At 39.6% G+C, this 22,249-nt stretch carries 18 protein-coding genes and 1 pseudogene; 17 read left to right on the forward strand and 2 right to left on the reverse strand.

Translation table 11 applies throughout. The features are described from left to right. The first annotated feature begins 109 nt into the window (after positions 1-109). From V7266_RS28515 to V7266_RS28565, 11 genes and pseudogenes are all read left to right on the forward strand, one after another. Complete coding sequence (locus tag V7266_RS28515; protein WP_335472588.1) at positions 110-856, forward strand: isochorismatase family protein; 747 nt, start codon at positions 110-112, stop codon at positions 854-856. 231 nt (positions 857-1,087) lie between these two features. Next, positions 1,088-2,593: a 4-hydroxyphenylacetate 3-hydroxylase N-terminal domain-containing protein gene (locus tag V7266_RS28520; protein ID WP_144563580.1), complete on the forward strand. Its 1,506-nt coding sequence runs from the start codon at positions 1,088-1,090 to the stop codon at positions 2,591-2,593. Between the two features lie 56 nt (positions 2,594-2,649). After that, positions 2,650-3,444 (forward strand): maleate cis-trans isomerase family protein, encoded by a 795-nt coding sequence (locus V7266_RS28525; protein ID WP_335472589.1) that lies wholly within the window; start codon positions 2,650-2,652, stop codon positions 3,442-3,444. After that, complete coding sequence (locus tag V7266_RS28530; protein ID WP_335472590.1) at positions 3,437-3,925, forward strand: flavin reductase family protein; 489 nt, start codon at positions 3,437-3,439, stop codon at positions 3,923-3,925. The genes V7266_RS28525 and V7266_RS28530 overlap by 8 nt, the downstream gene beginning before the upstream one ends. A gap of 67 nt (positions 3,926-3,992) precedes the next feature. Beyond that, positions 3,993-4,664 (forward strand): isochorismatase family protein, encoded by a 672-nt coding sequence (locus tag V7266_RS28535; protein WP_335472591.1) that lies wholly within the window; start codon positions 3,993-3,995, stop codon positions 4,662-4,664. A 105-nt stretch (positions 4,665-4,769) separates the two neighbouring features. Further along, positions 4,770-5,645: an FAD synthetase family protein gene (locus tag V7266_RS28540; protein WP_335472603.1), complete on the forward strand. Its 876-nt coding sequence runs from the start codon at positions 4,770-4,772 to the stop codon at positions 5,643-5,645. Positions 5,646-5,841: 196 nt separating this feature from the next. Then, positions 5,842-7,353: a 4-hydroxyphenylacetate 3-hydroxylase N-terminal domain-containing protein gene (locus tag V7266_RS28545; protein WP_335472592.1), complete on the forward strand. Its 1,512-nt coding sequence runs from the start codon at positions 5,842-5,844 to the stop codon at positions 7,351-7,353. A 79-nt stretch (positions 7,354-7,432) separates the two neighbouring features. Next, entirely contained in the window at positions 7,433-8,254 is an 822-nt protein-coding gene (locus tag V7266_RS28550) for an alpha/beta fold hydrolase (RefSeq protein WP_335472593.1), read from the forward strand. A 15-nt stretch (positions 8,255-8,269) separates the two neighbouring features. Next, positions 8,270-9,310, forward strand: a complete 1,041-nt coding sequence (locus tag V7266_RS28555) for a leucyl aminopeptidase (protein ID WP_144563567.1) — start codon at positions 8,270-8,272, stop codon at positions 9,308-9,310. Between the two features lie 165 nt (positions 9,311-9,475). Continuing rightward, positions 9,476-10,924: a purine-cytosine permease family protein gene (locus tag V7266_RS28560; RefSeq protein WP_335472594.1), complete on the forward strand. Its 1,449-nt coding sequence runs from the start codon at positions 9,476-9,478 to the stop codon at positions 10,922-10,924. 107 nt (positions 10,925-11,031) lie between these two features. After that, positions 11,032-11,386, forward strand: a pseudogene (locus tag V7266_RS28565) (formate dehydrogenase accessory sulfurtransferase FdhD); the annotation flags it as partial. A 313-nt stretch (positions 11,387-11,699) separates the two neighbouring features. On the opposite strand, the gene V7266_RS28570 reads toward V7266_RS28565, so the two are convergent. Together V7266_RS28570 and V7266_RS28575 are read right to left on the reverse strand one after the other, a co-directional pair. Next, positions 11,700-12,947, reverse strand: coding sequence for an MFS transporter (locus tag V7266_RS28570; protein ID WP_335472595.1), 1,248 nt, complete (start codon positions 12,945-12,947; stop codon positions 11,700-11,702). Positions 12,948-13,141: 194 nt separating this feature from the next. Continuing rightward, the gene (locus V7266_RS28575) at positions 13,142-14,314 is read right to left on the reverse strand and encodes a M24 family metallopeptidase (protein ID WP_335472596.1); all 1,173 of its coding nucleotides are present in this window, start codon (positions 14,312-14,314) and stop codon (positions 13,142-13,144) included. 225 nt (positions 14,315-14,539) lie between these two features. Here V7266_RS28575 and V7266_RS28580 point away from each other — a divergent pair, with 225 nt between their 5' ends. From V7266_RS28580 to V7266_RS28605, 6 genes are all read left to right on the forward strand, one after another. Next, positions 14,540-15,553 carry a LacI family DNA-binding transcriptional regulator gene (locus tag V7266_RS28580; RefSeq protein WP_335472597.1) on the forward strand — a complete coding sequence of 338 codons (1,014 nt, stop codon included), beginning with the start codon at positions 14,540-14,542 and terminating at the stop codon, positions 15,551-15,553. Between the two features lie 35 nt (positions 15,554-15,588). Further along, entirely contained in the window at positions 15,589-16,392 is an 804-nt protein-coding gene (gene iolB, locus V7266_RS28585) for a 5-deoxy-glucuronate isomerase (protein ID WP_335472598.1), read from the forward strand. Positions 16,393-16,641: 249 nt separating this feature from the next. Next, entirely contained in the window at positions 16,642-18,255 is a 1,614-nt protein-coding gene (locus V7266_RS28590) for a spore germination protein (RefSeq protein ID WP_335472599.1), read from the forward strand. Beyond that, entirely contained in the window at positions 18,245-19,456 is a 1,212-nt protein-coding gene (locus V7266_RS28595) for a Ger(x)C family spore germination protein (protein WP_335472600.1), read from the forward strand. Before V7266_RS28590 ends, V7266_RS28595 begins: the two co-directional genes overlap by 11 nt. Positions 19,457-19,478: 22 nt before the next feature. Beyond that, positions 19,479-20,567, forward strand: coding sequence for a GerAB/ArcD/ProY family transporter (locus V7266_RS28600; protein WP_335472601.1), 1,089 nt, complete (start codon positions 19,479-19,481; stop codon positions 20,565-20,567). A 547-nt stretch (positions 20,568-21,114) separates the two neighbouring features. Further along, positions 21,115-22,119, forward strand: coding sequence for a LacI family DNA-binding transcriptional regulator (locus V7266_RS28605; RefSeq protein WP_335472602.1), 1,005 nt, complete (start codon positions 21,115-21,117; stop codon positions 22,117-22,119). Positions 22,120-22,249: the final 130 nt, after the last annotated feature.

Here is a 22,249-nt window from a genome sequence, read left to right on the forward strand (position 1 = left end):
TTCCAGTAATTATTTTGCTATGCTATAATGATGGTAAGTTTAATACATAATGAGTGATTTATTGTAACTTTAGAAAGTTTATTGCTGACTTAAGCCGGGAGGATTACATATGTTTGAAAACCTGTTAAATATATCTGAAGCTGCCAAGCTATTGGGAGTGTCGCCGAGTACATTAAGGCGGATGGAGAAAACTGGAAATATTGAAGAATATGGCTTAAAGGTTATTTATACCCCTGGCGGTCAAAGACGATATATTCTTGATGAGGTTCAACAGCTTTTCTCTAATCAGGGGTTTTCCGGACAAATTGGATTTGGTACAAAACCTGCTCTGTTAATTCGTGATTTTACCATAGCATTTACTGAACCGCATTCCCAATTAGCTATTAAAATGGATCATCAAATCACTGCCACCCAACAACTTATCGAACAAGCTCTTAACGATAAGATTCCAATAATCTTTAGTAAAACGATTTATGAAACTGAAAATAAGGTTTCTAGATTATGGTGTGAAAAATTCCCCTCGCTTCAAATTTTAGACCGCGAAAGCACATGGGTCAATATTCATCCAGATTTATCTGACTATCCATATGATTTGATTAACGCGACAGTATATATATNNGATGATTTCTTGAAAGACAGACAAATTGATACATTAATATTAGCTGGGACTACTACAAGTGGGAGTATAAGAGCAACTGCAGTAGATGCTCTTCAAAGAGGTTATAGAGTTATCATTCCTAAAGAGGCTGTAGGAGATCGAAATCAAACCTTACAGAACTCAACATTAGTAGATTTAAACGCAAGGTATGCAGACGTAATGAATCTGGATAAGGTTCTTAAAGGTATGAAACCATGAGCAGCGCATTTGAATAAAACCATGATTATCCTCAGATAATCATGGTTTTTTATTTTTAGAAAAATTTAATAAAATTGAATATTGACACTAATAGTGACGTGAGATAAAATAAAACCATGAAAGCTTTGGTAAGTTTAGTAGCTTGAGGTAACTTTTAGAGAAAGAATACAACTTTGATAACTTCAAACTATCGATGTTCATGATTTTCTATTATTTTTAGGAGGAGTACAAATGGAAAATACTCAGGTAGTATCAAAGTTTTTGAAAACGGGTGAAATGTTCAAGGAAAGTCTTCGTGATGGCCGAACAGTATACTATAAGGGTGAAAAAATTCAAGATGTGACCATTCATCCAGCTACTAGCGGCGGTATCAATATTATGGCTAAGATCTTTGATGCTCAGCATAACCCGGAAACTCAGGATAAGCTAACGTATATCAATCAAGAGTCAGGTGAACGAGTCAGTAAAGCTTGGATGATTCCTAGAACGAAGGAAGACCTTAAGAGCCGCCGAGAGTTGACTGACTATGTAGCTCGGGAAACCTTTGGCGTGTTTGGCAGACCATTCGATTTAGCTCCTCTTGTTCCAGTGGGTATGGCCGCACATCTTTCGAAATTCCGCAGTAAAAGGCCAGAATATGCTGAAAATGTTCTTCACTATATTGACTATGCTCAGAAAAATAACTTGATGGGTCCAGAAGTACTAGTAGATCCTCAGAATGACCGTTCCAAAGCAGCCGCTGCGGGTGCCCGCCTATTCGATGTTGAATTAGGAAGCCAAATAAAAGGAGGCAGCTCCACACCTGCTTTGCTCCGGGTAGTGAAAGAGACTGAAGAGGGGATTTATATTAGCGGTGCAAAAGCAGTAGGTTCGATTTCTTCCCAAGGTAACGAAATGATTCTCTCCAATCTTATGCGTCCAGGTCTGTTACCGGAAGAATCTCTTTGGTTAGCTGTTCCTATCAATGCACCAGGCATCCACATTGTCTGCCGTGAATCGGTCTCTTCAGATCCTATCAGTTCTTATGATCACCCGGTTAAATCACGTGGAGAAGAAATGGATTCCTTCTTAATTTTTGATAACGTTTTCGTAGAAAAATGGAGAATATTCAATTATGGTGTCCCAGAACTTAATGAATTGTACGGCGGCGTTGTATTAGGAGTACACTGGCACGTGTTATCCCGTCTAGCTACCAAAGCTGAATTGTATGCCGGTGCTGCTCAGCTAATCGTAGATGCACTTGGAACAGGAAAAATTCCAGGAGTTCGTTCTATCGTATCGGAAGTTATTCAATATGCTCAAACGTTAAGAGCCTACGTTTTAGCCTCTGAAGAATTAGCTGAAATGACTGAAGATGGCGTTATGTGGCCGGATGTCAATATGCTGACAGCTGGACGCCTTTATGGTATCACGCATTATCCGCAAATTATCCATCATCTCCAGGAATTATGCGGACAAGGACTGGTCATGAGATTCTCTGAAAAAGATTATGCTCATCCATTTATTGGAGGGAAATTAGAGGAACTACTGGTTGGACGCGATTTAACTTCGAAGCAGAAAAACTTGTTGATGAACTTCATTTGGGATATTACTACAGATTCCCATGCAGGCCGCGTCGCTCTATTTGAAAACGTTAATGCTTTGCCGGCACCGCTGCTTCGTGAGCGTTTGTATCATGAATATGATCGAACACCGTTTATGAACCATATTCGTAAGTCGATCGGACTTCCTTTGTAGGTGAAGTTTATAAGAACAATAGCTTAATAGGTTCTATCTATTCTGGAGGCGTGTAAATGAAAAAAAATTACCGAATAGGATTAGTTGTTCCTAGTTCCAATACGACGATGGAAACGGAAATTCCAGCAATGCTTCGTTGGAGAGAACAAGTTGATCCGAATTTGTCGTTTACTTTTCACTCAAGTAGGATGCGAATGAAACATGTTACAAAAGAAGAATTAAAAGCAATGGATGTAGAAAGTGACCGGTGTGCTGTCGAACTTTCGGATGCCAGATGTGATGTTCTTGCGTATGCATGCCTTGTCGCTATTATGTGCCAGGGTCCCGGTTATCATATTGAGTCTGAACAGCGCCTATTTAATGCAACAAAAGAAAATGGAGCAGCTACACCGGTTATTAGCAGTGCTGGTGCTCTGGTAGATGGCATTAAAACATTAGGAGCTCAAAAAGTCGCTATTATTACCCCTTATATGAAGCCTTTAACGAAACAGGTGATTGACTATATTGAGGAAAGCGGCATACAAGTAACAGATTCTATAAGTCTGGAAATCCCTGATAATTTGGAAGTTGGACGTCAAGACCCTATGCGTTTACTGGAGATTGTTAAAAAATTAGATATTAGCCAAGCTGATGCGGTTGTCTTATCCGCTTGTGTTCAGATGCCTTCATTAGAAGCAATTCAGCTTGTTGAGAATGAAATCGGAAAACCAGTGCTTTCAGCAGCTGTTGCAACCGTATACAACATTCTTAAAACTCTTGATCTGCACCCGTATGTGCCGAATGCAGGTAAGCTACTATCAGGGGATATCATCTCTAAACATCCAATTGAGGAGGGGAATTATAATGGATGAAGTAAAAAATAAATTTCGAGAGTCGATGAGCCGGCTTGCTACTGGAGTAACAATTGTCATGACTGAAATCGAGGGCCGGCCTTGGGGCTTAACTGTAAGTGCGTGCTGCTCGATTTCAATGGAGCCGCCTCTAATTTTAATAAGCCTGGCTACACAAGCAGCTAGTACACAAGCGATAATTAATAACCAGCGTTTCAGTGTCAGTGTGCTTGCTGAGGACCAAATTGAAGTAGCAAGATCTGGAGCAAAAGCAGGCGCACCAAAGTTTTTTGAGGAGTTTACAGAAAGTAAGGGCAGTTTTAATTATGATGTCAAAGATGCTCTGGCCAATGTTCATTGCAGAGTTGAACAAACAGTGACAGCTGGTGATCATACTATTTTTATCGGGTTCGTGGAAGATGTGATATTAGGTGAATCTAAATCACCATTGCTTCATTTTAATAGACAATTTGGAGAATTTAATACAGCTGTAAGGAACTAATTCAAGTGAATGACTTTCCAAGATTGGTATGTTACTAGTCTTGGAGGGTTATGGAGGGAGAGTTGTTGTGGTGCATCAGCAAGGTGATGAGGATTTGTATAAAGAAAGAGGGTTTGGAAAATTATTGGGTTTTGGTAAGAAACCAGGGTTGATCGTTGTTGATATGATTGAAGGATTTACTGATCCTAATATGCCTATGGGTTCCGATTTAACCCCGCAAATATATAAAGTAAATGCGCTTTTGGAAATTATCCATAATAAGGATCTGCCAGTATTCTTTACTACTATTTCTTATGATGATGATACATTTGCTGATTCAGGATTATGGTACCAAAAGATGGAGGGGTTAAAGACTTTAAAAGCAGGTACCAGTGCAGTGAATGTGGATCCCAGATTAAATTTTCGTTATGGTGACGGCTTAATTGTTAAGAAATATGCATCAGCATTTTTTGGGACCGATTTAATTGCACGTCTGAATGCACAGAATGTTGATACTGTGATAATTGTAGGTTGTACAACATGTGGCTGTGTTCGTGCTACAGCTGTTGATGCGCTGCAATACGGATACAGACCAATCGTTGTGGAGGATGCGGTAGGGGATCGTTCATTAGCATCCCATGAACAAAGTCTTATCGATATGCGCCAGAAATATGCCGATGTATTAACTACCGAGGAAATCATAACAACAGTATCTGCTAAATATCCTAAGGGTTCATTTACAGCTTTAATAAAAGAATAAATTTTTCAATCACGCTTTAGGCATTAAACGTTTTTGACTAATGAAAAAGAAGGCCAGGTTGGATTCCCTTATAACTAAAACAATAGATAGTGAGGAGGGAAAATCCTGAAATATTATAAAAATCTATTCAACCCGCATTTAGCAGAATTAGAACATGGCTCTTATATAACGATCGGCTCCTTTGATGGCGTACATAAAGGCCATCAGCAATTAATTTCAAGCACTGTATGGGAGGGGAAAAAAAATAACTACCCCACGATTGTCATAACATTTGACCCTCTACCGAAAACCTTTTTTAGCAACACTGAATTACCATCGTCTCTAATTACCAGTCCGCACACCAGAGCGGAGAGAATAGCTGCTCTTGGAGTCGATATCCTCATTGAATATACTTTTGATAATAGCTTTTCAACCATTAGCTCCGATGATTTTGTTGACAGCGTTCTAATGGGTTTAAACCCTAAAAAATTTTTTGTTGGAAAGGACTTTAGGTTTGGCTATAAAGGTTCAGGAACCCCCGAAGTTTTAAAACAAACAGGTGCCAGATTGGGATTTGAGACGGATATTTTTGAATTTACTCATTTGGCTGATGAGCGTATCTCCAGCACTAGAGTGCGCCAGGCGATAAATAATGGTGATCTTAAGCTTGCTGCTGATCTTATGGGTAAACAACACGAAATGTGCGGCAAGATTGTCCAGAGGTTGAATGATTATAAAGGACTATTTGTGCCAGATGCCGCCCTTATTCTGCCGCCTGCAGGGGAGTATTGGGTCAATCTGAAAAATTCTACTAACAAATACTTTACTAAAGCAATTATTTTTCCTACCAATCAATTTATTGAAATGAATTTAGACCAGGCTGCGATTAATTGTTTTTCTAAAGATAGGGTTACTTTAGAGTTTCTTCAGTCTGTGTCTACAGCAGTTCCTGAGGAAATTGACTTAGAAATAGCTAACCAGCGTTATTCTATACTAAGTTAAATTGTTCATTTCATTATACTATATTGCGAGAATTTATTAGAATATTGACACTTTTTGATACTCACCTTAGACTTTATCTAATGATAAATTCGACAAGTTTAGCAACTTGAGGCTAATATAATAAGCTGTTTAAACTTCGATAACTTCTAAATGTGATCGACAAGGATTCTCGTAAATATTCTTTAGGGGGAGAAGGATGGAAAATATTTCGGTAGTTTCAAAGTATTTAAAAACAGGCGAGATGTATAAGGAGAGTCTTCGTGATGACAGGACCGTTTATTATAAGGGCGAACTGATTCAGGATGTAACCACTCACCCAGCCACTAGCGGTGGTATAAATATTATGGCTAACATCTTTGATGCCCAGCATAACCCAGAAACACAGGATAAGCTTACGTACATCAGGTCAGACATAGGGGAACGAGTGACCAAAGCCTGGATGATTCCTAGAACAAAAGAAGATTTGAAGAGCCGAAGGGAATTAACGGATTATATTGCTCAGGAAACCTTCGGGGTGTTTGGCCGCCCGTTTGATTTGGCGCCTCTCGTGCCTGTGGGAATGGCGGCATATCTTTCAAAGTTCCGCAGCAAAAGGCCTGAATATGCAGATAATGTCCTCCACTATATTGACTATGCCCAAAAAAATAACTTGATGGGTCCTGAGGTATTAGTTGATCCTCAAAATGACCGTTCAAAAGCAGCGGCAGCTGGTGCCCGCCTTTTTGATGTCGAATTGGGGAGCCAAATAAAAGGCGGCGATTCTACTCCTGCTTTACTCCGGGTGGTGAGGGAAACGGAAGAAGGAATCTATATTAGCGGAGCGAAAGCGGTAGGTTCCATTTCGTCCCAAGGAAATGAGATGATCCTCTCTAATCTGATGCGTCCTGGCTTGTTACCTGAAGAGTCATTATGGTTATCAGTACCGATAAATTCACCAGGCATTCACATTGTCTGTCGGGAAACAGTCTCTTGCGATGCGGCAAGTACCTATGATCACCCGGTTAAATCACGAGGAGAAGAAATGGATTCCTTCTTGATTTTTGATAACGTTTTCGTGGAAAAGTGGAGAATTTTTAACTATGGCGTACCAGAACTTAATGAATTATATGGAGGGGTTGTATTAGGAGCGCACTGGCATATTCTCTCTCGTTTGGCAACCAAAGCGGAAATGTATGCCGGAGCTGCCCAGCTGATTGTTGATGCTTTGGGGACAGGGAAGATTCCAGGTGTACGTTCTATCGTATCAGAAGTGATTCAGTATGCTCAAACCTTGAGAGCATATGTATTGGCCTCAGAGGAACTAGCTAAACCAACTGAAGATGACGTAATGTGGCCAGATGTCAATATGCTTACCGCCGGGCGCCTTTATGGAATTACACACTATCCGCGGATTATTCATCATCTTCAGGAATTATGCGGACAGGGATTGGTCATGAGATTCTCTGAAAAAGACTATGATCATCCATTTATTGGCGGGAAACTGGAGGAACTTCTCGTTGGACGGGATTTAACATCCAAGCAGAAAAACTTATTGATGAACTTTATTTGGGATATTACCACAGATTCTCATGCAGGTCGTGTTGGTCTTTTTGAAAACGTCAATGCACTCCCAGCTCCATTGCTTCGTGAGCGTCTATACCATGAATACGACCGAACACCTTTTATGAATCAAATACGTAAATCTATTGGTCTTCCAAAAGAAGTGTAATCACTAGTGAAAATGGAAGTCGCTTTATAGAAGAATAGAGCTTTAATTTAGGTTCGTTCGCCTGAGAGGAGATATAAATATGAAGCAAAATCATTCTTTTGGGGACCTTTTTGTAAACGGTCTAAATGCAAAAATTCACCTCATTACTAAAGGAAATAAGGCCGGTACTCCCGTCATTTTTTTGCCGGGAATTACTAGTTACAGCCTTTCATTTGCAAAAGTCTTAAATTTAATGCCTGAAAACTATTATTCCTTATCAATGGATGCCAGGGGAAGAGGGCTGTCCGATCGTCCTAAGGAAGGCTATCTATTAAAAGATTATACAGAGGACTTACTGAATATTGTAAACGCTTTAATAGATAATCCTATTGCTCCAGTATTGGTTGGCCACTCCATGGGAGCGCGGATTGCGGCTGCATTTGGCAGCCAATATCCGTCTCTCATTTCCGGCATCGTATTAATCGATCCTCCTATTAACGGACCAGGACAGAGAGAGATCTATCCTAATCCATTATCGATGTTTTTAAAACAAAAGGAGGCTGTTGATCAAGGGGATATGGAATTATTCCGCAGCTTCTTTCCTTCATTTACAGATGAACAAATAGCTGAAAGAGCGGAAGAATATCGAAACAATAGTTTGCCAGCGATTATTGAATCCTACCAATCTCTATTATTGGAGCCTTTTCAAGTATATATCAAAATGCTTTCAGTCCCTGCCTCCCTATTAGCGGCAGAACATGGAGATACCATTCGTGAAAACGAACTTCAGGTTTTGAAAACGCTCAACTCTTCGATGCAAGTTGAAAGGGTTAAAGGAGTAAGCCACATGGTGTATAAAGATGCACCAGAACAAACAGTTGATTATATTGTTTCATTTATTGAAGGAATTACAAAAAAATAAACGAGGTGTTAATAAATGACTGTTGAATTTCAAGAAATGGTTTCCCTGTTTAAAAAACAACTTGAATTGTGTAAGTTAAAGCGGTCTGAAACGATGGCGGTATTAACTTCGGGCGAGATTAGAGCAGATTATGCGAAAGCGTTCCTGACGGCAGCTTCCGAGATCGGAGCGAACGCCTTTGAATTGAAACTGCCGCCAGCTAAACAAGGAGCTTCTGGTTCGTTTGGCATTACACCGTTAACCGATAACCGAGTTGCAGTTGAGTGCTTGAAGAAGGCCGACCTTGTCATTGACTTAGTTCTCCTCCTTTTTTCTAAAGAACAATTGGAACTGCAGGATGCAGGAGTAAGAATTCTGCTGGTTGTCGAACCTTTCGATGTAATTAAAAGAATGTTTCCAAAGGAAAGTGACAAAGAGAGAGTGCTTTATGCAACCCAATTATTAAGGAATGCAAAAGAATTAAGATTCACCAATAAGGCGGGTAGCGATGTTACCTATCAGCTAGGTCAATATCCAATTCTTACGGAATACGGTTTTGCTGATGAACCAGGCAGATGGGACCACTTGCCAAGTTGTTTTTCTGCTGCGACATCTAATGATGGCGGAGTTGACGGGGTAGTAGTTTTGGATAAAGGGGACATATTTTTCCCGTTTAACCGATATTTTCAAGACCAAGTAAAGTTAACGATAAAAGGTGGATTTGTTACGGACATTGAAGGCGGTTTTGACGCCATGCTGATGAGGGATTATATCGAAAGTTTTAATGACCCGCGAGCTTACGCGATATCTCACATTGGCTGGGGGCTTAACGAAAGGGCACAATGGCATAGTCTCGCTTTCGATGATCAAGTGTTTGGCATGGATGGGCGTGCCTTTTATGGAAATGTCTTATTCTCCTTGGGGCCAAACTCTGAATTAGGGGGGAACAACGATACCCCATGCCATCTTGATTTACCAATGAAAAATTGTACGTTATACCTGGACGGCAAGTTAATTGTTAAAGATGGAGATATTGTGATCGATGAAATGAAAGCTGTTAAACCACAGCTGGCTTGATTGACTAAACTCATTATTCCCTTGTGGTAAAAGGATAATTTTGTATCATTGAATATGGAAAAAACTGAATAAAGATGGAATCACTCTACTGCGATTTAATACAACTTCTTTGCGAGAGATGGTACTTTTTAAAGAAATTATGACCATTAAACGGAGGTATGTATTTTGAGCAACCAAACGGTTAAGATGAAAGAGCATTCTTCAATTGAAACACGGGGTGTCGATATGATTCCGGAGAATGAGCGGAATTCAAAGGCATCCAATGTATTCTACGTCTTATGTGGTTCGCAGTTTGCTTTTGGCATTATGGCAATCGGTTCATTACCGATTGTGTTCGGACTTGGCTGGTGGGCAGCATTCTGGGCATTGACGGTGGGGCTTGCGATTGGCTCCATTGCAATAGGACCGATTTCTATTTTGTCTCAGAGAACAGGTACGAATGGAGCACTAGCTAGCGGAGCACATTTTGGGGTAAAGGGCCGTATTATTGGTTCGCTTCTAAATATTGTAATAGCGATTGGTTTCTATGCTCTTATGGTTTGGACAGGGGCTCAAGCCTTCGTCGCGGGAGGTCACCGGTTGTTTGGCTGGTCAGAAGGAACCGGTACATTATTGATAGGTTGTATCATCGTCAGTGTCATAACCGCAATAGTAGCAATAATGGGTCATAAAGTAGTAGTTTTGTTTGAAAAAATAGGAACCTACCTGGTAGGAAGTATTGTCATTCTATCTGTGTTTATATTTGCTTCAAAGTTCAACGTTAGTTACGAAGGTGGTCATTATTTATTAGGAGGTTTTTGGCCGACTTGGGCACTCGCCATGCTGGTAGTGGCTTCGGTGCCTATTTCGTATGCACCATTTGTGGGGGATTATAGCCGATATGTTCCCAATAGTCATAGTTCGACGAAATTGGCAGGGGCCACATCCCTAGGAATGTTTGTCGGGTGTTGGTTAGCAATGGTACCAGCATCATTTATGATGTCAACGGTGAAGGATTTATCAACTCCATTCGTAACAGGAATTATTGGGGGGGCTCCATCATGGTGGATTGCTCCAATTACGATTGCAGGGATATTTGGTGCTCTGCCGAACGGTGGGTTGTGTTTATACAGTGCCGGACTTTCTCTCGAGTCCCTCGGATGGACGCTTAAACGGGTAACAACCACCATAATTATGGCAATTGTCGGTTTTTTCTTGGTATTTATCGGAGTTCAAGATGTGTCCAATATGATACACCTAATCGACGGGTTTGTTATTATCATTATCGTGGGTGTGTCACCTTGGTTAGCGATCAATCTTGTCGGACATTACTTGGTAAAAGGGCGTTATAAACCATTAGATTTACACAATAGTTCTACGTCAAGCAGCTATTGGTACTCTAGCGGATTTAACATACCTGCTGTTATTTCATGGACGATTGGATTGATTGTGGGATTGTTGTTTACAAGTACCAGCATTTTCACCGGTCCATTCGTATCTGTCGTCGGCGGCATTGATTTAAGTTTTACCTCATCTGCGCTTGTTGGGGCGATTGTATACTACGCTTTAACGAATTTGTTTCCATATCGTTCAAGAGAAGTATCTAGTGAAGTTGCTGAGAATATAGTTCCTTAAATTATTTAGGGAAGTCATTAATTTTATGATGGTAGACGAACTTCTTTTTAAAAGGAGTTCGTTTTTATTAGGGATGATTCTGTTTTTTATTGGAATATTTTCAAGGGGGCGGAGTTCATAATGCGGCTTTATGTACAACAGATGGGATTGTTTTATCCAGAGCGGATATTGGCCGGTATAATGCCTTAGATAAATTGTATGGACACTGCCTTATAAACCGGATTTACTTGAAAGATAAGCCTATTGCCTTTAGCGGCAGAATCTTTCTCAGAGGTGCTGCTGAAGGCAGCCAAGATTGGGGTAGGAATTATTCTTTCGAAATCTGCCCCGACCGATCTGGCTCTCGGGTTGGCTGATGAGCTTGGTATAACGGCAGTAGGGTTTATCAGTGGAAACGGATTAAATGTTTACACCCATCAGGATCGGATTTTGAGTATTGCTGCCATTAGTCGAACATCTTGAGAAAATCATACACACAGGGGAAATTATTTTTAACTTAGATCCAAGCCACATAGTTTGGCAAGGAATGGATCCGGTGGAAGTAATGAAGAAGCTTGGTCGTGAAAAGGTCATCTTTCACTTCCATGCAAAAGATACTTATATGGAAGTTAAAAAAATATATATTTTTGTATATGATAAAAAAGCTCTAGGGATTAGATCCTTAGAGCCTTTGCACTTTAAAATTAGTAGACCCTCAGTCCAAATTGTATATTGTGATGATTTTTAATCAGTCTAAAACCGCACGCCCTGACATTATTAAACAGGAATCTTCATTTTATGATACAACCTGCCCTTCAGCTTTCATCCCTGAATTTTTTGGACCAAGAGTTCGTCCATAGAGGTACAGTATGAACCCACCAATAATTGCTATGAAGCTGATAACTGTAAAGCCAGGAATGTAAGATCCAGTATGTTCTAATAAAAGACCAACAATAAAGCTCGAAATGGTTCCACCGAATCCAACTCCTATTCCGTTAACAATTCCGATAGCTGGACCAACAGAGCTTGGAGACACACTCGATTGAATGATTGCCCAAAAATTTGCTGTGTAAGTGCTAATGAGTGTTCCTAAGGAGAGCGTAATGAGAGCTATTTTTCCAACAGGGCTATCAACCACCGGAAGGAAAACTAATAAGATACCTGCGAATACTAAACCAACAGTTGCAATTAAGACACGTTTTCCTGTTCGATCACTGATGATGGACATCGGAATCGTTAAAATCACGGCAGCCAAGTAAGGCAATCCACTGAGGAGTCCTTGTGTCAGTCCAGTAAAACCAAGGGATTTGACAGCGAGTGGAATCCAAAGAGTAATTCCCCAAAAGAGCATATTTTGACCTAAGTGAGCACCTATCAACAATAGAAAGCGCGAACCACCTAAAGAACGAAAGGTCAACTTTTCTTTGGAACTTTGTTCCTCTTTGGGCTTGGTTTCCACTCCGTCAGGTTCTTTTTTAAGCAGCCATAAATAAAGAGGCACTACAATAACCAAACCTGCGGTTCCTAGAATAATAAAAAGTGGTTTCCAACCCAAATTTGCATTTATAGGTATAAGTATCAAAAACCCTAAACCAAGGGATAAAAATTGACCATAATGCTGAATGACCGTATTAGCTACAGTTAGTTCTTTTTTTGTAAACCACGCTTGCGCAAATCGAGATTGTTGAGGCCAATAAATACCCTCACCAATTCCGAGAATAAGGCGGAAGAAGATTAAAAGCCCTACTGAATTAACCCAACCGGTTAAAAGTGTAGCAATTGACCATAATGCATACACAAAGATAACAACGGTTTTAGGATTCATTCTATAGGTTAAAATACCGCCAAAAAAATTTGCCAAGCCATAACCAATTAAAAAAGCGCTTAATGCCCAGCTGGATGTAACTGAAAAGTCAGATCCGGAGAAACCAAGTTCTTTAGACATTCCCTCTATCCCTACAGATAAATTAGACCTGTCCAAGTAAGCTATAAACAATCCAATCATAAACGGGAGGGCAATTCTTATCCATTTTGATTTGATCAAATTTATCACAACCTTCTCTGTGGTTATTACTGTTAATAAAGTTACTAAAATTTTACCTCAAATACGGAACAAGCGAACGATAATAAATAAATACCATTGCTAAGAGAACCTGGTTGCGCTTACAAAAACTTTCTTATGGGCACCGGAAATTTAACTTTCCGGTGCTGGAATTGGAGCATTATCGATGGATGTCCTTATTTAAAATTCGATTCAAATTTACGTCTTAGTCCACGAAGATCGTTCACAGGCTCCGCACCATTTTCAGTTATGATCACAGTTGGTTCTACACGTACGCCGCCAAATGGGAATCCATGCAAGTCAAATTTAATTCCAAATACCATATTAGGCTCAAAAACAAATTCACTGTTAGGTCCTAAATCTGGAGTTTCCACTACTTCTAAGCCAACACCATGTCCAATGGCTCTCATTCCTTTTGTGTATGGAAGGAAATAGTCAGCCAAACCAGCATTTTCACAAATACGAAGTGTTTCTTGGAACAACTGTTTACCTGTCATACCTGGCTTGATAAATTCCACCATACGCTGATTGGAATCATAAGCGAAATCCATGATTCTGATTTGTTCTTCTGTGGCGCCTTCCATGGCAACGACCACACCGGTATCAGAACAGTAGCCTTGAACCATAGGGTTAAAATCGAACCACACATAATCACCCCGTTCAATTTTACGTTCCATAGGTCTCCATGTCGGAAGATTTGTATGATCAGGACCTGACACTACTAAGTAAGCGGAACCAATTTCACCGCCGCGGGAACGTGTTACATATTCTCCGATAGCTGATAGTTCAATTTCAGTTTTACCGATTTGTACCTGTTCAAGCGCAGCCAAAATACTGTCATCTGCTAATTTACCTGCTACTCGGATTAAATCTAATTCCGTCTTGCTCTTATAGAGCCGTTCCTGAATCACAATATCAGCAGCATCTACAATATTAATTCCATCTTTAACAAATGCCTTCTCCATTTCGCGATACAAAGATATTGGGAACAATTCCTCACCAACAACACCAACAGTTTTAACTGGATATGAAAGTTCGCTGACATATTTCGGTAATAGATCTTGCATCTCATAAATGTTATTCACATTTTTTATCCAGGAAAAACGCTTCGCAGCAAATCGATTCAGGTTTCCTAAAAATGCTTGGATTTCGCCTTCTAATGGGATAAACAACGCGTGTGCGGATTCCTCGATACAATTGATCGTACGAAAGTTTGTATAATAAAAAGAATAGCCAGGATGATATTCATCACTATAAACGAAAAGAACATCGATACCTTGTTCCTTCATTTTTTCTCTCGTACGGGCTAATCTTCGTTCAAATTCTGTTGCTACTACTTCTACTGACATTTGGTGTTCCCCCATTCGTTTTTTTTGATTAATGATTGTGGAACTTTGAAAATGTGAACGTTCACAATTTGCATAATAGAGCATTTAGAAAGGTTTAGTCAATATATTTTCAGATAATTTTAAAGAAATATTTTTTTTTGAAACCGGAGTTGACGCCATGACAGTGTAGATGTTAACTTAGTTTTGTAACTGTTTGTGAGCGTTCACATAAAAAGGATGATATAAATGGGAAAAAAGCTAACAATTATGGATATTGCACAAATGGCAGGTGTATCTCGCCAGACGGTTTCCAGAGTATTAAATAATAAACCTGAGGTGAATGAAGCCACTCGGAAACAAGTACAGCGACTTATTGAGAAGCATGAATTTCGGCCGAGTCTTCAAGCAAGAAGTATGGTTACAAGAAAAACGAATATGATCGCTTTGTTACTGCCTGATATTGCAAATCCATTCTTTGCGGAAGTTGTACGCGGTATTGAGCGTACTCTTCGAGAAAATAACTTAAATGTCTTTCTTATGACGACAGAAGAAGATGTTGAACAAGAAAATGCGTTTATTCAACTTTCAAAGAATTACAATGTGGATGGAATGATCTTATGTAGTCCAAGACTTGACGATGCGAATCTAAGGAAATTGATACCTGAAATATCACCTGTTGTTTTGCTGAATCGTGATCTTGATGTAGATGGAGCTGCTTGTATTGTGGTTGATGCCACACATGGCGGGTATGTCGCAACCAAATACTTAATTGAACAAGGGCATTCCAAAATTGGAATCATTGTGGGTCCCCCGCGTGCTTACAGTAGTATTCAAAGATTAGAAGGATACAAAAAGGCTTTGCAGGACTTTGGTATTCCTTTTGATAACGATTTGGTCATGCAAGTAGAAGTTGATAACAAAGGCGTCCATATAATGACTGAGAAATTGATAAAGCAAAATGTTACCTCGATCACAACCTATAACGATATGGCAGCTGCCCATGTCATTCAGGCATGTACAGATTTAAATTTGAACGTACCTGAGGATATATCCGTAATCGGTTTTGATGGATTAGCCATTTCGCAGTTTACCAATCCCACATTAACAACCATGTCGTTACCGCTTTTTGAAATAGGCGAGACAATTGCTAGTATTTTGATAAAAATGATTAAAGGAAATGAACCTTTTGAAAGACTTTCAAAAGTATATCCCATTTTAAAAGTAGGTAATTCAACTAAATCGGTTCATTTTTCAGATTAAAAGTTTGTTCGGATTAGCGGAAGGAGTTAAATTTAATGGAACGTTTTTTTAAAGCGAAGGAGTTTGAAGGTTATCAGGATATCTTCCAGGAAGAAAGTCCGTACTTAAAATATTTAGCCTTTGGAAAAATAACCTTGAAATCAGGTCAGGAATACACGAGTGAAACGAATGGTTATGAAACCGCTCTAGTTCTATTAAGGGGTACTGCCACTATAGCTTGTGAGGGTCAGACATGGGAGAAGTTAGGCGGACGAGAGAATGTCTTTAGTGAAAAGGCTACAGCTGCCTATATCCCTTGCCATTCAAAATATGTAATTAAGGCTGAAACGGATTTGGATGTTGCTGTTTGCAAGGTCAAGGCAGAAGAAAAGTTCGTGCCTTTTATCGTCCGACCAAACGATGTCGTTATTCATCAGCGCGGTAAAAATAATTGGAAACGCGAAGTTCATGATATTATTGCTGATAATGCCGATGGTAGAGTCCAGCGGATCATCTTAGGAGAAACCTTCAATCTTCCTGGGGAATGGTCTAGTTATCCACCACACAAGCATGATGGAGAGCATTATCCTGAAGAGCCAAATCTTGAGGAAATCTATCATTATCAGGCGAAACCTAAACAAGGATTTGGCGTACAGCTTCATTACACAAAAGATGGCAGCATTGATGATGCATATATCATTCGTAATGGAGACAGCTTTGCAATTGACAAAGGGTATCATCCTGTAAATGCAGCAGGGGGCTACCAGATTTACTATTTATGGTTCATGGCTGGAGAGGAAGGAAGAACACTGAAACCATATGATGATCCAGATCATAAATGGGTTCATTCCTTAAATTAAATATTACATTTGACATAGAAGATTTATCTAGTTATGTCCATTGGCTACAATTTCTTTTTAAGAAAAATCCCGTCAACGAACGGGATTTTTTTAGGTACAAGAGTTATTCAAACTAGACAGAGGTTTACTTGAAAATGGATGTACGGTTTCAACTGGAATGGATTAAGATATTTTTTCCAAAGTATCCTTATTGCTGTATAAAAATAGGTTTATCAGTGAATAAATGTCCTATATAAAGGTGGAATCCATATGTCCTATAGGCGTTTATTTAATAAAAAAAAGGAAGCAAAAAAACAAAGCACAGATAAGGAAATATCAAGGCCAAACGGTGGTCTCTCCCTTAATTATCATCTAAAAGACAACCTTCAGCAGCTGAAACAGGAACTTGGAAACAGCCCTGATATAGTCATTCGGGAATTCGAGATGGGAAACCCGAAGGCGATAATTGCAGCAATCTATACATCTGGCTTAGCTGATCAGAATATGGTTAGTGAATTTGTTATGCGTTCCTTGATGATTGATTCTATTGATGTGACACACATAAACAGAATACCGGAAAAAAACATTTTTGATTTTATAAAAGATAATGCTTTGACCATCGGAGAAGTAAAAGTGGTTAAGGATTGGAATGGATTAATATTATCGATTTTATCTGGTGATACAGTGATCCTAGTTAACGGTTGGACACAAGCGATTGTCGGCGGTACACGAGGCGGGGAATCAAGGTCGGTTTCAGAACCAACCTCTCAAGTGGTGATTCGCGGGCCGAAGGATGGCTTTACGGAGTCGATAGGGACAAATATAGCCTTGGTTAGACGCCGAATCAAAAGTCCTAATTTGTGGGTAGAACCCATGAAAATCGGTGAGGTAACACAGACAGATGTAGCACTTATGTATATAAAAGATATTGTCAACGATAAGCTGGTGCAAGAGGTTAAGGAAAGGCTGAATCGAATCAAAATCGACAGCGTTTTGGAATCTGGCTATATCGAAGAATTAATTCAGGACGAAACATATACCCCATTTCCTACTATTTATAATACGGAGCGGCCAGATGCAGTCGCGGGGAATTTATTGGAAGGCAGGATTGCTATATTTGTTGATGGAACGCCATTTGTTCTCATTGCACCGACAACGTTTTTTATGTACTTTCAAGCAACGGAAGACTACTACCATCGGTTTGATATTGGGATTGCCGTCCGTTTATTAAGATACTTGGCTTTTTTGATTTCTTTATTAGGACCTTCTATTTATATTGCAGCGATTACGTTTCATCAGGAAATGATTCCTACTCCCCTGTTGATCAGTCTGGCAGCACAACGGGAAGGTGTTCCTTTTCCTGCATTTGTCGAGGCTATTATTATGGAACTAAGTTTTGAAATTTTGCGTGAGGCGGGTATTCGAATGCCCCGTGCCATTGGTCAGGCAGTATCGATTGTTGGCGGACTTGTTTTGGGACAGGCAGCGGTGCAAGCCGGGATTGTCTCTAATGCGATGGTGATTGTCGTATCGATTACAGGGATTGCCAGTTTTGCGACGCCCGCCTTCAATATGGCAATTTCTATCCGTTTGTTCCGATTTTTAATCATGATTTTCGCCGCTACCTATGGTTTTTATGGGATTGCGATCGTTAACATCATTATTATTGCCCATTTGTGCGGATTACGTTCTTTTGGCATTCCTTATATGGCTTCACTCGCTCCGTTTATTACAAGGGATCAGAAGGATATGGTGTTACGTCTGCCTCGCTGGTTCTTCGTCACACGCCCGAGATTGGTGAGTCAAGAAAATATAACGAGAATGGATGAGGGTTTACAACCTGCACCTCCTAAGCAAAAAATGGGGGATGAAGATGAAAGTTAAAGGAGCGATCCTAACCGTTCTGTTAGTAGTGATGGTGGATCTGTTATCTGGCTGCTGGAATCAACGGGAGCTTAATAAGATTGCGATCGTCATGGCGATGGGGGTTGATAAGGTGGAACAGACCGATAACTATCGAGTATCATTTCAGGTAGTCAATCCAGGAGCTGTTGCATCAGGACAGACGGGCGGAGGGGATGGGGCCGGTGAGATGCCTGTAACAGTGTTTACGTCCACTGGAAGAACCTTATTGGAAGCCATTCGTAAATCCTCACAAAGAGTGCCGCGAGAGCTTTTTTTTTCACATATGCAGCTGCTGGTGATTGGAGAGGATTTAGCAAAGAGCGGAGTAACGGAATTATTTGATTACTTCGATAGAGGTCATGAAGTACGTCTAACTACGAAAGTAATTGTCACTAGAGGAACTAAGGCGGAGTCCATATTAAAAATCTTAACCCCTATGGAAAAAATTCCAGCAAACGGGCTTGCAGGGGAAATGGATATGTCAGAAAAACTTTGGTCAGAGAATATCAATAACACTATTGATGATGTCATCAAGACGTTTGTTACAGAAGGGAAAAATCCGATCATAAGCGGGGCTGCAATCATCGGTAACACAAAAGAAGGGTTCAAGAAAACGGAACAAAGCAGCCCTCCTACCTTGATGGAAACCAGAGGAGTGGCCATTTTCAAGGATGGTAAGTTAAGCCGATGGGTAGATGGACATGCGGCTCGTGGAATCTTATTGGTTCGAAATAAAGTAAAAAGCACCCTTGTAGTGTTAAAACCAACTGGAAACAAAGAAGTTGATATAGATATCCTTCGCTCACTTACCGATGTCAGAACAGAAATAAAAGCAGGGATACCGTTGATTCATATCCGCATACGACAAGAAGGTCAATTAGGCGGCATAGCCTATCCTCTGGACCTGTCGAAAAGCAAAGAACTTGTAAAACTACAAAAGGAATGGTCAAAAGTAACTAATAAAGAAGTGAAGGAAGCGGTAAAGGTTGCGCAGAGTGCGAAAAGTGATATTTTGGGAATTGGAGAAGGGATGAAAAGATCGAATCCAAAAGAATGGAAGGGGCTAAAAAAAGAGTGGAACGAAACATTTGCAAAAGCAAAAGTGTACGTCACGGTCGATTCAATAATCCGCCGTACTGGTATGAGAACTAAACCGTATTTATCAGACCTTGAAGAGTAGCAGCAGGGGGAGGTGATTGAAAATGGCAAAAGAAAGAATTGGTGTAAAAGAATTGTCTGCCTTGATTATCTTATTTGAATTAGGGACTGCTTTAGTCATTCCGATTGGATTTGCGGCAGGGCAGAATGTCTGGGTATCCATTCTCCTGGCATTAATTGGCGGGATCCTGCTATTTCTCTTATATAATTATTTTGCTATTCGGTATCCAGGTCTGTCTTTTAGCTTGTATACTCAAAAAATTCTCGGCAAATATATCGGGTGGGCCATTAGTTTGTTATACATCCCATTATTCATTTATATCGCCTCCCGGGATTTAAGAGAGGCTGGAGGTCTTTTGCTGGCTTCAACATATGATCGCACCCCGCTGTTTGCGATCAATGCATTAATGATGATTGCGGTTATTTATACGGTGAGAAAAGGTATCGAAGTACTGGCCAGAATGGCAGAAATCTACCTGATTATTATGATTATTTTGGGTGTATTGGGAAATATTTTCGTGCTTGTATCCGGAATTATTGAACCTAAAAATTTGCTGCCTTTATTTCCACATGGGTTAAAACCTATTTTGACAACAGCCTATCCTAATATTTTGATCTTTCCCTTTGGCGAAATGGTTTGTTTTACCACGATTCTTCCTTATTTAAATAAACCTCAATTAGGAAAGAAAACAGGTGTAGTTTCCTTAATTTTCACTGGGATCCTGTTGAGTTGGACACATGCTCTTCAAATTTCTATTCTCGGGGCGGATATGTACAGCCGGGCTACATTTCCTTTGTTTGTAACAATTAGTAAAGTTAACATCGCTGATTTTCTGCAACGTTTGGATCCGATTGTCATTCTTGCATTAATTATTGGCGTTTTTTTTAAAATCTCGATCTATTGTTTTGCTGCAATCAATGTTGCGGCCCATTTATTTAAAATAGAGAAGCCCAATAAACTCGTATTACCAACAGGGATTATCATCCTTTTCCTTTCGATCCTCATTGCGATCAATGCGATCGAACATCGCGAAGAAGGGGTATTTATTATCCGTTACATATTGCCAATTTTTTGTGTGGGTATCCCTGTCATTCTTTTTTTGGTTGATTTGATTCGGAAACGATTCAGTTAGCAACAAACTGATATCATAACTAAAAACTGAACAAGTAAAAATCATGCCTTCCTTGTGTCTCTCTTTTTTTTAAAAAAAGATAAAATGGGCGGAATGATCATGGTAAGTAGAAAGGCGAACGAAATGAGGTATTCAGGTAATGTCATAAAAGAAAAGGTTTTTTTATAATTACTCATGGCCAGGGAAACTTTTACTCCCATCAGAAGATCAATTAGGAAAGCAAATGCTATACTTAACCCAAAGAATAAGAAAAAGAGCAGGAATTTAGTCATTGTATAACTACCGCCTTTTACAATGTTTTTTTAAAAAATAATGATAATAAAACCGCCTTACCTTAGTAGGGTCTAATCGCGATTTTTTTATACAATGCAATGTTAATGTTGTGCAAGCCCAATTTTTATAGGGCTGATTTACATTTAATTTTAAGTTGTTGGAGAAAAATGTTTTTAAAAGATACTGTTTTATGGCTGATTTACGAAAATTATTGTAATTCTCAATGTAATCGATTACAATAAATGTAAACAAACATTGAAGGGGAAAGCAATACATGGTCAGAATTGCGGATGTTGCAAAAATGGCGAATGTTTCTACGGCCACAGTATCCCGAGTCATAAGTAATGCAGGGACTGTAAAAAAAGAAACAGCTGAAAAAGTTTTAGAAGCCATAAAAAAATTAAATTACCACCCTAATATGCTGGCAAGACAATTGAGAAGATCTGAAACCAAAACAATTCTTGTTGTGGTTCCTGATATAACCAATACTTTCTTTTCTGCTGTGCTGCGCGGAATTGAATCAGTTGCCATCGAAAACGGATATCAAGTACTTCTAGGAGATGCGCGAAACGATGTCGAAAGCGAAACAAGTTTTTTAACGATTTTAGGGCAGAAAAAAGCCGATGGGTTGATATTATTAACGGCAAGGACCGATCAAAAAATATTAGAAGATTTATCCCAGGATTACCCTGTAGTATTGGCGTGTGAATACTATGAGGGTTCCAAGCTGCCTACGGTCTCCATTGATAATGTTAGCAGTGCAAGAAAGGCAACCGAATATTTAATTAGCTTAAACCACAAGAGAATTGGACATATTTCCGGACCCTTGAATATAGTCGTTGGACGTGATCGATGTAGGGGGTTTCATCAAGCAATGGCGCAACACGGCCTGTCTGTGGATCCAAGTTTGGTACAGGAAGGTGAATTCTCTTTTGAAAGTGGATTTAATTTAATGATGAAATTTTTGTCACTAGAGAATCCTCCTACAGCCCTTTTTGCCGGTAATGATGAAATGGCTATGGGTGCCATAAAAGCCGCTAAATCTAAAGGTTTAAGAGTTCCAGAAGATTTATCTGTTATTGGCTTTGATGATATTCAATTTGCATCGATTTTTGAACCTGCTCTAACAACTGTGGCACAACCAACATTTGATATGGGTCAAAAAGCGATGCGTTTACTGTTAAAATTAATTAAAGATGAAGAAATAGAGAAAGATCAATTTATTCTTCCTGATCAACTCATTGTCCGTGAATCATGCAAAGAACTTATAGAAGAGTAGTTTAGCCTATTCCTGTTAGAATTAAAATAATGAAATCAAAAGGGGAGTGAACTTAATAATGGTTCACTCCCTTTTTGTTTTTCATTATTAGGGGACCAGCGATTCTATTGCTTCCAGAACAGTTTTTATC

Source organism: Neobacillus drentensis, from assembly GCF_036965645.1.
In the GTDB taxonomy this organism is placed as follows: domain Bacteria; phylum Bacillota; class Bacilli; order Bacillales; family Cytobacillaceae; genus Neobacillus; species Neobacillus drentensis_D.